The sequence below is a fragment of the Rhodococcus sp. MALMAid1271 genome (assembly GCF_049195265.1).
Classification (GTDB): Bacteria; Actinomycetota; Actinomycetes; order Mycobacteriales; family Mycobacteriaceae; genus Rhodococcoides.
In genome coordinates this window covers 15,828-27,302 of sequence record NZ_JBMIRQ010000059.1, presented here as the reverse complement: position 1 = coordinate 27,302, position 11,475 = coordinate 15,828, and the positions used below count along the sequence as shown (strand labels likewise).

13 protein-coding genes and 2 tRNA genes are annotated in these 11,475 nt (G+C 63.5%); 8 read left to right on the top strand and 7 right to left on the bottom strand.

The window, feature by feature from the left end:
- The first annotated feature begins 504 nt into the window (after nucleotides 1–504).
- The gene (locus ACOQFP_RS07820; protein ID WP_421583956.1) at nucleotides 505–879 is read left to right on the top strand and encodes an SdpI family protein; all 375 of its coding nucleotides are present in this window, start codon (nucleotides 505–507) and stop codon (nucleotides 877–879) included.
- 23 nt (nucleotides 880–902) lie between these two features.
- On the opposite strand, the gene ACOQFP_RS07815 is transcribed toward ACOQFP_RS07820, so the two are convergent.
- On the bottom strand, nucleotides 903–1,733 hold the full coding sequence (locus ACOQFP_RS07815) for a hypothetical protein (protein ID WP_421583955.1): 831 nt from the start codon (nucleotides 1,731–1,733) through the stop codon (nucleotides 903–905).
- 96 nt (nucleotides 1,734–1,829) lie between these two features.
- Here ACOQFP_RS07815 and ACOQFP_RS07810 point away from each other — a divergent pair, with 96 nt between their 5' ends.
- Nucleotides 1,830–2,642, top strand: a complete 813-nt coding sequence (locus ACOQFP_RS07810) for a formate/nitrite transporter family protein (RefSeq protein WP_206491171.1) — start codon at nucleotides 1,830–1,832, stop codon at nucleotides 2,640–2,642.
- Between the two features lie 15 nt (nucleotides 2,643–2,657).
- Here the strand turns inward: ACOQFP_RS07810 and ACOQFP_RS07805 are convergent, their stop codons facing one another.
- Nucleotides 2,658–3,581, bottom strand: a complete 924-nt coding sequence (locus tag ACOQFP_RS07805) for an RluA family pseudouridine synthase (RefSeq protein WP_421583954.1) — start codon at nucleotides 3,579–3,581, stop codon at nucleotides 2,658–2,660.
- Between the two features lie 78 nt (nucleotides 3,582–3,659).
- Nucleotides 3,660–4,010, bottom strand: a complete 351-nt coding sequence (locus tag ACOQFP_RS07800) for an excalibur calcium-binding domain-containing protein (protein ID WP_421583953.1) — start codon at nucleotides 4,008–4,010, stop codon at nucleotides 3,660–3,662.
- A gap of 159 nt (nucleotides 4,011–4,169) precedes the next feature.
- On the opposite strand from ACOQFP_RS07800, the gene ACOQFP_RS07795 reads away from it, so the two are divergent.
- Nucleotides 4,170–4,373: a DUF3072 domain-containing protein gene (locus ACOQFP_RS07795; protein ID WP_206491170.1), complete on the top strand. Its 204-nt coding sequence runs from the start codon at nucleotides 4,170–4,172 to the stop codon at nucleotides 4,371–4,373.
- 315 nt (nucleotides 4,374–4,688) lie between these two features.
- The gene (locus tag ACOQFP_RS07790; RefSeq protein WP_421583952.1) at nucleotides 4,689–5,735 is read left to right on the top strand and encodes an alpha/beta hydrolase; all 1,047 of its coding nucleotides are present in this window, start codon (nucleotides 4,689–4,691) and stop codon (nucleotides 5,733–5,735) included.
- Here ACOQFP_RS07790 and hisC read toward each other — a convergent pair.
- Nucleotides 5,724–6,779: a histidinol-phosphate transaminase gene (hisC, locus tag ACOQFP_RS07785; protein ID WP_421583951.1), complete on the bottom strand. Its 1,056-nt coding sequence runs from the start codon at nucleotides 6,777–6,779 to the stop codon at nucleotides 5,724–5,726. The two genes, ACOQFP_RS07790 and hisC, sit on opposite strands and share 12 nt — an antisense overlap.
- 94 nt (nucleotides 6,780–6,873) lie before the next feature.
- Here hisC and ACOQFP_RS07780 point away from each other — a divergent pair, with 94 nt between their 5' ends.
- The 4 genes from ACOQFP_RS07780 to ACOQFP_RS07765 all read left to right on the top strand — a co-directional run bounded on the left by ACOQFP_RS07780 (nucleotide 6,874) and on the right by ACOQFP_RS07765 (nucleotide 8,448).
- Nucleotides 6,874–7,638 carry a dienelactone hydrolase family protein gene (locus ACOQFP_RS07780; RefSeq protein ID WP_421583950.1) on the top strand — a complete coding sequence of 255 codons (765 nt, stop codon included), beginning with the start codon at nucleotides 6,874–6,876 and terminating at the stop codon, nucleotides 7,636–7,638.
- 123 nt (nucleotides 7,639–7,761) lie between these two features.
- A tRNA-Ser gene (locus ACOQFP_RS07775) sits at nucleotides 7,762–7,851 on the top strand.
- 55 nt (nucleotides 7,852–7,906) lie between these two features.
- Nucleotides 7,907–7,979 (top strand) — tRNA-Arg (locus ACOQFP_RS07770).
- Between the two features lie 199 nt (nucleotides 7,980–8,178).
- Nucleotides 8,179–8,448 carry a hypothetical protein gene (locus tag ACOQFP_RS07765; RefSeq protein WP_206491166.1) on the top strand — a complete coding sequence of 90 codons (270 nt, stop codon included), beginning with the start codon at nucleotides 8,179–8,181 and terminating at the stop codon, nucleotides 8,446–8,448.
- A gap of 177 nt (nucleotides 8,449–8,625) precedes the next feature.
- Here ACOQFP_RS07765 and ACOQFP_RS07760 read toward each other — a convergent pair whose 3' ends face one another.
- From ACOQFP_RS07760 to ACOQFP_RS07750, 3 genes are all read right to left on the bottom strand, one after another.
- On the bottom strand, nucleotides 8,626–9,651 hold the full coding sequence (locus ACOQFP_RS07760; protein WP_421583949.1) for a hypothetical protein: 1,026 nt from the start codon (nucleotides 9,649–9,651) through the stop codon (nucleotides 8,626–8,628).
- 232 nt (nucleotides 9,652–9,883) lie between these two features.
- Complete coding sequence (locus tag ACOQFP_RS07755; RefSeq protein WP_206491164.1) at nucleotides 9,884–10,564, bottom strand: DedA family protein; 681 nt, start codon at nucleotides 10,562–10,564, stop codon at nucleotides 9,884–9,886.
- On the bottom strand, nucleotides 10,561–11,382 hold the full coding sequence (locus ACOQFP_RS07750; protein ID WP_421583948.1) for a phosphatase PAP2 family protein: 822 nt from the start codon (nucleotides 11,380–11,382) through the stop codon (nucleotides 10,561–10,563). Before ACOQFP_RS07750 ends, ACOQFP_RS07755 begins: the two co-directional genes overlap by 4 nt.
- Nucleotides 11,383–11,475: the final 93 nt, after the last annotated feature.

The following is an 11,475-nucleotide window of genomic DNA, read 5'->3' as shown; positions in this document are numbered from 1 at the left end:
CGTCTTGCACAGGCCTCATGGGTTCCAATTCGATCCTGCCCCTTCCATAGTGCTGGGCGCTTGTCAGGTGCGTTGTGGATTGCAGAAGCTCTAGTGGCCGCAGGTTCCGGCACCCACTCCAACGAAGTTTGCCGGTGTTGGGAGCACTCTTTTTCCTTTAGCACTGTTGGGGTTCAAGGTACCAACTGTGGCCACAGCAGTCAGGACACCGATGAGGCCGCCCTCCCGCCGAGGGCCTGTCCTGGCATCGTCAGCGACTCGAGACGAGATACTCGTTGACCTGCCTGCCGCGAGCGCACGCGCCGAAACCGCAATCGTCGCCTACGCTGTTCCGAACCCGCAGTAGGCGATTGGCGACCGGTTCGACGGCCGCCGAATGCTCGGCGGCGGATTCACCCCTATCACCGCGTCAGCGACTGTCGTCCCCGTGCTGTCGAGCACTGGGCGACAGCACGTACCGACGTTCGTGGGAGATTGACTACGCAATTACGGAAGGAGGTCGAAGTGGACACGGAATCTGTTCGTGGTCTGGCTGTGGCCGTGGCATCAACCCTGTTCGTGCTGTCGATAACCGTCTACGTGACAGCATTCGTGACCAAGGGCGATCAGGAACCGAATTGGGTGATCGGGATCAAGACTCGTGCAACGAAATCGAGCAAGGAAGCGTGGGTTGCGGGGCATCGGGCGGCGTATCCGTTCATGATGGCGGGTGCGACGCATTGCCTCGCCTCCGCTGTTCTGATTGCGGCGCTCCTGCTGATCGATCCATCACCTGGTACAGCGGTTCTGGTCCTCTCCGGTGCATTGGCACTCGGCGCGGCCGTCATCCTCGCTATGAGCGGCATCAAGGCTGATCGAGCAGCGAAGAAACAAGTCTGAACCACCTGGAGCTCGGGGCGCTCTCACGCGCCGCCGCCTTCGAAGAAGGCCAGCAGCGCCGAGGCCGGATCGATGACTGTCGACAGGTTCGCCGCGGCGACGACGCCGAAAGCCAGTGCAAGCGTGAGCATGATCGTCGCGGTGGTGACATACAGCCTGCGCTCGTTGTGCTGGGAACGAGAACGCTGCCGCCACAAGGTGATGCCGCAGGCGAGGAGCAGTACCGTCGTCAGACCTGCGCTCACCACCATGGCCGCGTGATAGACCCTGAAATCGCTGACCAAGGCGTCGAGCACAGAAGTGGTCGAGCCGCTGCGCAGCTCCGCGGAGATCTCACCGATCGTGGCCGCCACCGCAGGATCGGATCCGTCGGTGGGGAGAAAGCTCACTACCGAGGACAGGGGTGCCACTGCGCCTTGGATGTTGGCCACCACCATCAGGAGCGCTACCAGTGACGCGAGAGCGCCGAGAGCGCCCAACGCTCCGAGTGCGCGCCGTCGGCCACTCCGCCCGGCGGCGACCCAGCGACCCCACAGATCGAGCAGCAGCGCAGCGAGAACAGCAAGGAGGACGGCGGCGGCCACAGCCTTGACCACATGGAACCCCTGCCAGTACGCCACGACCTGCGCCAGAGCGGATCCTGGCTTCGGGTGGCCGGCAGCCCAATAGTCGACGAATGCCGGACGCAGGCGCCCCGCCAACGACGCATATGTGGTGGTGCCGCTGCCGGGCCACAATTGTGCGATCTTCGCCGGTAGGGCAGCGACTGCGACGCCGAGGACGCCGGCCGTCAAGACGAGAATCGATGTTCTTCTTCGCCGGTCCCACGTGCTGGACGCTGCAGTAGTCGCCACCGACAGACCCTTTCAGATCGGGCACCTCGAGCACGGTGGACGATACGGCGGCGGCGGGGCGGGTATCAATACTGCGTCAGCGGGTACTACCTGCGAATGAGCGAAGAAGCACGGCGCAACGACGGCGACAACGACGGACCTCTCGAAGAGGAACTGGAGGAAAGTTTCGACGCCGTCGTCTCCGAGGGTGCCGAACGATTGCATCGCACATTCCGCACGGTGCTGATCACCGGATTGTTCGGTGGGCTCGAAGTCGCTCTGGGTGTGATGGCGTACCTGGCGGTGCTGCACGAGACCGACAGCCATCTACTGGCAGGCTTGGCGTTCGGTATCGGCCTGGTGGCCATCTATCTCGCTCATGGCGAGTTGTTCACCGAGGATTTTCTGATGCCGATTGCCGCGGTGGTGTCCCGCGATGGCACACCGCTGCAGCTGGCGCGGCTGTGGATCGGGACATTGCTGGCGAACCTGGTGGGCGGGTGGTTGGTGATGTGGTTGATCGCGCATGCGTTTCCGCAGTGGCGCGAGGTGTTGTCCGAGGCGGCGCATCATTTCGTCGACGCACCACTCGATCTGCAGTCGATCTGTCTGGCTGTTCTCGGCGGCAGCACGATGACGCTACTGACCCGCATGCAGCAGGGAACGAGCTCGGACGTCGCGCGGATCATTGCCGCGATGGCGGCCGGTTTCCTTCTGGCCGGACTGCAGCTCTTCCACTCGATTCTCGATTCCCTGCTGATATTCGGGGCCATCCACGCGGGTGCCGACGTGACCTACGTCGCCTGGATCGAATGGTTCGGCTACACGGTGGCCTTCAACATCATCGGAGGCGTCGTGCTGGTCACCGTGTTGCGCTTGGTGCGCACCAAGGAACTGGTGAAGTCCGAGCGACACCGTAATCCCGAGTAAGCGAGTGGGCCGTTTTCAGGACCCGCCGCACCGAACCCACCGCTCCAAGCTTCGTCCGGTCTCGAAGCGTCGCGTCTGTTTCGAGATGGGGTCGATGAATTCTATTGCACTGGAGAGCAGTTGGAGTGGGTCCGTGAAATCGTCGACGGCCCGGTTGGTGGCCGTCGGGTACAGGTCGTCACCGAGGATCGGCACGCCGAGCGAGTTCATGTGCAGCCGCAGTTGATGGGTGCGACCGGTCAAGGGTGTCAGTCGATAGCGACCGATTCCGTCGCGGTGGTCCAGGAGTTCGACGGTGGTGTGCGCGTTGGGTTCCCCAGGCACCTCGCGGGCGGTGAATTGCCCTCTCTCGGAGACGATTCGGCTGCGGACGACGGTGGGTAGCGTCAGCGTGGGGTCGTACGAGGCGATCGCCTCGTACTCCTTGTGCACCGTGCGATCCTGGAACAAGGTCTGATACGCGCCGCGAAGAGCCGGGTCTACGACGAACAGAACCAGACCCGCGGTGACGCGGTCGAGTCGGTGAGCAGGCACCAGTTGCGGCAGACCGAGTTCCAGACGCAGTCGCACCAGCGCGGTCTGCAGGATGTGTCCGCCGCGGGGGATGGTCGGCAGAAAGTGCGGCTTGTCTATCACCAGCAGCGCGTCGTCGCGGTACACGATCGAGATATCGAAGGGCACAACGGTTTCCGTCGGCAGGTCGCGGTGGAACCAGACTGCCCCGCCTGCCGTGTACGGCGCGTCGGAGGGGATGGGACCGGCCAGGTCGACGATCTCGCCGGCGTCGAACATGGCGTCGATCCGATGCGGCGGAATACGGGGCTCGGTTGCAGTCAAGAACTCACGCACGGTGCGCCAGTGTCCGTCCGCGGGCATGCGGATGCGCGCCGGGTCCAGGCCGTGACGCTTCGCCAGGGGCGGTTGCTGGCGTCGTCTCACTCGGTGAGCGTAACTGCCCGTCGAGATCGCACTTGTGCAGGTATTACGAGGTGATCTACCTGCACAAGTGCGAGTTCGTCATTCGCAGCCGATGCCGTCGTTGTCGCGGTCGAGGTGCGGACCGTAGCCGTAATCACCGCGATAGACCGGAGCTGCTCCGGCCGCGCGCGCCGCATCGCAATTCTTGTATTCGAATGCACCACCTTGGCGTGGGGCGGGAGCGGGGGCACCTTGAGGCTGCGGTGCAGGAGCGGGCACGGCCAGCGGAGCCGGCGGCGGCGGAGGCAGTACGCAGAACTGAGCCGATCCAGCGCTGCACAGGAAATCGGTGATGGGGTCGGCAGAGGCGACGCCCGGGGCAACAGTGAGGGCAGCGGCCGCGATCGCGCCACTGATGCCGACTTTGGCCAGCAAGTTCCGTGTCTTCATCGGACTCCAATTTCGAGGGGAGAGTTGGATTTTCCTGGGGGATTCGTTGAATTGTCAATGAAGATCATTCGCGTGACCGACGTCTCGAGAAAGGTCGGACCCGAAAGTTTGCTACTCGCACGTGTTTGGAAAGCGGCCATCGGGCGTACTTACGAACATATGAGCGAAAACGAGCAAGTCAACCAGAACCCCGAGAAGGATCCCGACGATTGGGTCACCGGTGACGAGCCGATGACCGGACCGCAGAAGAGCTACCTCGGAACTCTCGCGCAAGAAGCAGGTGAGGACGTTCCCGAGGGCCTCAGCAAGGCGCAGGCGTCGGAGATGATCGACAAGCTGCAGGGCGAAACCGGCCGCGGCTGATCGAGTCGATCGGCGAGTCCACTCGATGTGACATCGACCCCCGAACCGGCCGATTTCAGGTCTGGTTTCCGGTGACTGAATGTCACATCGAGTGGACTTCTCGTCTTTGTGTCACTCACTGCATCGGACCAGGTAGATCGGTACTTTTTCGGTACATGTAACAAAGGATCACGCAAGCTTTTGTACCTGCGCTCGCGCGGCTATTGTGAGCCGACCCACAGCATCGCCGTGCGCGCGTGTCAGTGGGTACGTTTGAAACAGATGTTGTTTGTGTTGCGCCCGAAAGGGTCGCGCTGGGGGAGGATGGGCAAGCAGATGCACCGTCGTGTGTTGGCAGTAGCGGGAACTGCTCTGGCAGTTTCTCTGCTCGGTTCGGGTCTGGCCGGTGCGCAGCCGCTGCCTGGGACCGGCAGTGCCGATGGTGGCGGCGCGGTGCCCGGTATGCAGTCTCAGTCCCTCCCGATCGCCACCGCGCGTATCGATCGTGTCGACATGTTGACCGACCGTCGCGCTGCGGTATGGGTGGAGTCGCCTGCGATGGGTCGCGAAATCCAGGTACAGGTCCTCCTTCCGGCCGCGCAGGGCGTGTCTCGCCCGGCGCTGTACATGCTCGACGGTGTGAGCGCAGGCAAGGAGTCCGGTTACAAGGAAAGTACCTGGACGCAGAAGACCGACATCGTCGATTTCTTCGCGGACAAGCAGGTCAACGTCGTACTCCCGGTCGGTGGATCGAGCAGCTACTACACCGACTGGAACGTGCCGGATCCGGTGCTCGGGGTGAACAAGTGGGAGACGTTCCTGACCTCGGAGCTGCCGCCGCTGATCGATGCGCGCTTCTCCGGTAACGGCACCAACGCCATCGGCGGCGTCTCGATGGGTGCCCAGGCCGCAATGGACCTGATCACCCGGCACCCCGATCTGTACACCGGTGTCGCCGGGCTGAGCGGTTGCTACGACAACTCGCAGAACAATTTCAAGGACGCCGTGCGCGCTACCGTCGCGATGAACGGCGGCAATGCCACAAACATGTGGGGTGAGAACTCCGATCCCGGCTGGGTTCAGCACGATCCCTCAGCCAACGCAGAAGCTCTCCGCGGCAAGGACGTCTACATCTCCGTCGGTACCGGACTGCCCGGCCCGTACGAACTCGGCCCCGGTGGCACTGGAGTCGAAAGTGCCCTTCAGGGCGGGCCGCTGGAGGCCGCGGCGCTGTACTGCATGAGCGTGTTCGATACCCGGCTCCGCGCGCTGGATATCCCCGCTACCGTCGTCTACCGCCCCTACGGCATTCATGGCTGGCGGTACTGGCAGGACGATCTGCGTGAATCCTGGCCGACGCTCGAACGCGCGTTAGGCCTGTAGAGCACACTCGAGAAATGCGTCGTTCTCGTGCGGGTCGCCGATGGTGACCCGCACGCCGTCGTTTCCGTAGGCGCGCAACAACACGCCTCGTTCGGCTGCGCGCGCGGCGAACTCGCCTGAGCTCTCGGCCAACGGAAGCCACACGAAGTTGGACTGCGACGGGCCGACGTCGAAGCCGCCTGCCACGAGAGCGTCGCGCACTCGGTCTCGTTCCACGATGAGCGCCTCGGTGCGGGCCAGAAGCTCGGCAGAAGCCTCCAACGACGCCAACGCCGCCTGCTGGGCGACCGTGCTGACGGCGAATGCGATACGCACCTTGGACAGTGCCGCGACCACATCGGGATCGCCGATCCCGTAACCCACCCGCAAGCCGGCGAGACCGTACGCCTTCGAGAAGGTGCGCAGCACGATCACATTGCGTCGTCCTCGCGCCAGTTCCACACCGTCGGTGTGGTTGCCGGAGGACTCCGGGCGGGTGTACTCGAAGTAGGCCTCATCGAGTACGACGAGAATGTTCGACGGCACCGCGTCGAGAAACGCCTCGAGCTTTTCTCGCTGCACGACGGTCCCCGTCGGATTGTTGGGGTTGCACACGAAGATCAGACGGGTGCGGTCGGTGATGGCCGCCAGCATCGCGTCGAGATCGTGCACGTGATCCGCGGTCAACGGAACCTGCACGGGCGTCGCGCCCGCTACGCGGGTGATGATCGGGTACGCCTCGAACGAACGCCACGCGAACACGACCTCGTCGCCGGGGCCGCAGGTGATCTGAACGACCTCCTGACACAAAGCAACCGAACCGTTACCTACGGCGACGTTCTCGGTCGCGACGCCGAACTTCTTGGCCAACGACTCGACCAGCGCTGTCGCGCGGATGTCCGGGTAACGGTTGACGCCGCCGACGGCCGCGGCGATGGCGTCACGCACGCTGGGCAGCGGCCCCTGAGTTGTTTCGTTGCTCGCCAGCTTGATCGCGCCTGGGAAGTTGCGGCCGGGAACGTAGGCAGCAATGGCGTCGAGGTCGGGTCGGATATGCGCGGTCACGATTGCCATTATGCGCTGGGGTACCGGGGTTGACTTCTACGCGTCCGTGATATTGCTGTGCACGACTACGAAGATCGTCCTATCTTCGATAAGTATGTCGGGAATCTTCAGCGACTCCGCAGTCCTTCGTTCCGCCTCTGCGCCCTTCGTGGGCGCAGACGACGTGGTGGACACGTCCGCTCACGAGCCGCGTCCGGCGGAGAAGGTGCCGCTGACAGCCGTCGAACCCGAGGGCCCACCGCGCGGCGGCATCGTCGTTCTCCACGAGGCGCGTGAGATCCCTGAGTCAGTGCTCGATCTGCTGCGCGCACTCGCGTTGGAAGGGTGGCTTGCCGTCGCCCCGAATTTGTTCCATCGAGGTCACGGCGACGACAAAGAAGTGTTCGGTGACGACCTGTTCGCGGACTTCGACGCCACCTCCGACTGGCTCGTTCAGCGCGGTGTCTATCCCGATTGCGTCGGAGTCATCGGATTCGACGATGCGGGCACGGCAGCGTTCATCGTGGCCACCAGCCGTCCGGTCGGGGCAGCGGTCAGCGTGGCCGCAGCGGGCATCGTCGAACCGCTCAACTCCGACGCGATCGCACTCGTCGATGCCGCGCCCAAACTGCAGGCACCCTGGCTCGGTCTCTACGGTGAGGATGACCCGCACACCCCACCGAATCACATCGAGGCCCTTCGCGACGCCGCCACGCGCTCCTCAGTGGCCACGAACGTCGTCAGCTACTCCGGTGTGGAGCATCGAGCGGATCATCCCAGGGAGCAACCAGGAAGCAGCGACCACAGCGAACCCGCAGAGGCCGCATTGGTCGATGCCCAGACCCGGATCTTCGATTGGTTCGACAGCTTCATGCGTTGACGAGCAACAAGCGTCATTTACGCGAACGCCGTGCGAACCTGAAGCGTCGACCAGCCGTTTTGCCTTCTGGCCTTTGCCGTGTGTAATCTCTTTCCTCGGCGGTCCGAGAGGGCCGGCAGCCTAGGAGGCGTGCCAGAGCGGCCGAATGGGAGTCACTGCTAATGACTTGACCCTTCACCGGGTCCGGAGGTTCAAATCCTCTCGCCTCCGCCACGCTGACCCGCAAGGGTCGGTACGCAGATTCTTCGGAATCGGCACAACTGAACATGCGCCCGTAGCTCAACGGATAGAGCACTTGACTACGGATCAAGAGGTTAGGGGTTCGAATCCCTTCGGGCGCACAGAAGAAGAAGCCCCGAACTGCAGCGATGCGGTTCGGGGCTTTTTCGATGACCATCCGATTTGCGGCCGGCTCGACAGCGTTGGTCGGAGTTCGGCGCGAGTGTGCTGAGTTCACGGTGTCGGACCCGATGTCGTGGAACTCAGAGCAATGGTGTGAGAGGGACTGTCGAGCGTTCAGCCACAGTCCTCGGTTGCATCTTGGTAGAGAAACTCTGCATCCTGTGGACGGCGAACGACCCCGACAGTGCTGTTCTACAAGGAGCAGAACCAGGTCGATCGGGCTTCGTTCTGGACAATGCCTACTACGAGCACGGGATTCGTGCCCGCCGCGACGCACACATCCGCCTCGCCGAGCTCGACGATCGGTTCGACGACATCAATGACCGCGTCGACGATCTTTTGCGCACTCTCGTCGACATTCTCGACGAACACGACGAACACGACGGACGGGAGCGCGGCGACCGTTGATGATATCTATCAGGCAACTGGCATCGGCGTAGTCGTTTGCGCTGACTGTGGCGACGATCGGGCGCGCCTACGGTCGTCTCGACGTCTCGACGTCTCGACGTCTCGGCGGTCGGGTAGGCCGGGATGTCCGATGGACCGAACAGGCGCGCAGCGCACTGGTGTGAAGCATCGACTCCGTCAGGTCGTGTGACGGACGAGGTCGTTCCGGCGACGGGCGTGCACCGCGATCGCCCTGGAGATCAAGGACAACGTGAGCAGTCCGACCAGTAGATCCGCGAGTGCGGAGAATTGGGACTGCGCGAATTCGACGATCTGAACCAATATGAGCGTGGTGATACTCGACATTCGCACGGCTTCGAGAGTCCACCTGCGGTCGGTGCGCCAGACGAGAGCGGGGAGCGCGAGAACAAGCGCAAGACCTGACCCTGCCGCGTCGAGTAGGCGCGCGAATTGCGTTACGTCGTCGATGGGTTCGGTGCCGAGGATGTTGGCCGACGACAGACCGAATGCGGAGTACGTCAGCAGGGCCAGTGCGGACAGTCGAATCCATATGCTGTGGTCGAGGTAGCGAAGTACGCGCCAGTTCCCGATCGTCGACCACCGTCGTCGCCACCGCGTCGGTGCCCGCTCGGTGCAGCTGTCGAGCAGTGCAGTGATTTCGATGACCTGTCGTTGTTCGTGCGCGCTCGCGTGAGCGAGATAGTCGAGGGCTTGGCCGCGGCGGTGATCGTCGAGTCCGCGGACGACCCCGTCCGCGGCGATGAACGCCGCCGCGGCAAGGTCCTCGTGGGGTCGCCGCGGCACCAGATCACGTATGAGGCGGGAGGTGGCGACGACGGTGATGAGCAGGACGTACATGATGGCCACTGCTGGTTTGTAGAAGTAGTCGTTGGTGGTGGTGACGAATTTGCCGATCTCGTCGAGGCCCAGTCCGAGTCCGATTCCGGCGAGCAGGATGGTGATCGGTCGCGTTCGGTCGCCGAGTACCGACAGCGCGGTCAGCGCGGCGACAGTCAGGGCCACGCCGCCCCAGAGCAGATGGGCGATGTGCAGTGGACCGCTACCGACCCGCGGATACCCCAGCAGTTGAAGGGCCGATCGGATGAGGAGGATGGTGGCGGCGGCGATGATGACGACGGCGTCCACGCCACTACCGGCGTGGGGGTGTCGAGCGATACGCCACCGATGAGTGCTCGCGGACATCGACCCCGAAATCTACTTCTCCTCTTGCCTACCCGACACGGCGTCCTTACACGGCTGAACTCCCGGTGCATCGGGATCACAGATACGAATCGCCAGCGATCGAGTCAAGCATGTCCGATGACAAGAGCACCGGTGGGCTTTTGCGGAACGTCGGTGCTGCGATGCCGTGGAATCGACTCGAGTCGTCGATGCGCCCAGGGTCTCGATGCTTGTGTTGTTCGACCACTGTTGTTCAGTGCGGGGAGGACACGCTCGTGTCCGGGTCGGGCCGATGCTTGTGCTGATTCGCCGGTGCGTGTCCTCGGAAACGAGACCGCAGGTAGTTGACGGCGAGGGGGAGTATCGAGAGTGCGACGACCGTGATGAGGATGACCTCGATGTGGTTGCGCACGAACGGGATTCCGCCGAGGAGGTAGCCGAGAATCGGTACGCCGACACCCCAGGCGAGGGCCCCGATGATGTTGTAGACGAGGAAGGTTCGGTATTTCATCCCCGACGCCCCGGCCATGACGGGTGCGAGTGTCCGGACGACGGGGACGAAGCGGGCGAGGACGATCGTGCGGGCACCGTAGGCGTCGAAGAACGATTGCGCGCGTGCGAGTTGGACAGGGCCGAGTCGTTTGGCATCGGGTCGGTCGAAGACAGCAGGCCCGGCGGCTCGACCGATCATGTAGCCGCACTGGTCACCGAGCGCAGCTGCGATCGGTGCGGACACCAAGATCACCCACAGCGGAACGAACGGATCGGCCTGCGCTACAAGCACTCCGGCGGTGAAGAGTAGTGAATCGCCGGGGAGGAAGAACCCGATCAGCAGACCTGTCTCGACGAACAACGCACCGAGCAGCCCGATCAATCCGAATGTCGCGACGAGGGTACCCGGGTCGAGGACGCCGCCTGTCAGTCCCGATGTCATAGCGAGATCCTGTTCATGAGTAGTCGAGGTGGCGTCGAATCAGTGCCATCGCCGGGAGAGTCGAGACGATGCAGTGCATAGCTGCCGAGGGTGACCGCGCACGCCGCGAGGAGTGCTCCGGCGCCGACATCGGTGAGCCAGTGAACTCCCAGGTACATCCGCGTGCACGCAACGACTACGGCCAGGGCGATGGCGATCCCGAGGAGCAGCATTCGTACGGCCCTCGGTCGCCGCGTGCCGGCGATGAGTGCGAGCATCAACAGCAGGGAAGCGGTGCCGGTCACGTGCCCCGACGGAAACGAGGGATCAGTTTCGAGCATCATCTGGATCGACTGCGGCGGCCGCCCACGTGCGACGATCAGCTTCAACAGCGTGCACGCGATCGAGGCCGTGGCCACGGTCGCCAGCAGCACCAGTGCCGGTCCGTATCGTTTCGTTCTCCACACCAAAACCACTGCGACGACCAGGCCCAATGCGGCGGTCTCTGCGGGGCCACCGGCTGTGGTGACGGCGATGGCGAGTTGGTCGAGTGTCGCACTGCGGTGATCGACGAACCATTGAGCGACTGCGGTATCGGCGCCGGTCAGCCAGCCGGTGCTTCGGACTGCGACGGCGAGCACCAGAACGGCGAAGGCGTAGCCGAGTGCGCCGAAGACCGTCGCGCCGTCCCTGTCGCGGCGTATGCGGAGCATCAATCCGGCTGCGACGAGGCCGACTGCGATCACGAGCCCCGCGATCTCGACGTCGGCGGTGGCGGCTTCGGTGAACACTTCGGTGGCCGTTGCATGTACAGCGGAGATCGATGAGGAAAGGAGCACGGGGATCAGTGTGCTGGGGAGCTCCTGAAGAACCGCTGAGAGCGAGTCTGGTGTCTCGGCATGGGTCTGTTGTACTTGCCGCACTAGACGGAC

Coding starts and splice junctions, on each gene's coding strand:
- ACOQFP_RS07790 (WP_421583952.1), top strand. CDS start 4,689: ATGCACCGTCGTGTGTTGGCAGTAGCGGGAACTGCTCTGGCAGTTTCT.
- ACOQFP_RS07755 (WP_206491164.1), bottom strand. CDS start 10,564: ATGACATCGGGACTGACAGGCGGCGTCCTCGACCCGGGTACCCTCGTC.
- ACOQFP_RS07800 (WP_421583953.1), bottom strand. CDS start 4,010: ATGAAGACACGGAACTTGCTGGCCAAAGTCGGCATCAGTGGCGCGATC.
- ACOQFP_RS07810 (WP_206491171.1), top strand. CDS start 1,830: ATGAGCGAAGAAGCACGGCGCAACGACGGCGACAACGACGGACCTCTC.
- ACOQFP_RS07760 (WP_421583949.1), bottom strand. CDS start 9,651: ATGTCCGCGAGCACTCATCGGTGGCGTATCGCTCGACACCCCCACGCC.
- ACOQFP_RS07795 (WP_206491170.1), top strand. CDS start 4,170: ATGAGCGAAAACGAGCAAGTCAACCAGAACCCCGAGAAGGATCCCGAC.
- ACOQFP_RS07780 (WP_421583950.1), top strand. CDS start 6,874: ATGTCGGGAATCTTCAGCGACTCCGCAGTCCTTCGTTCCGCCTCTGCG.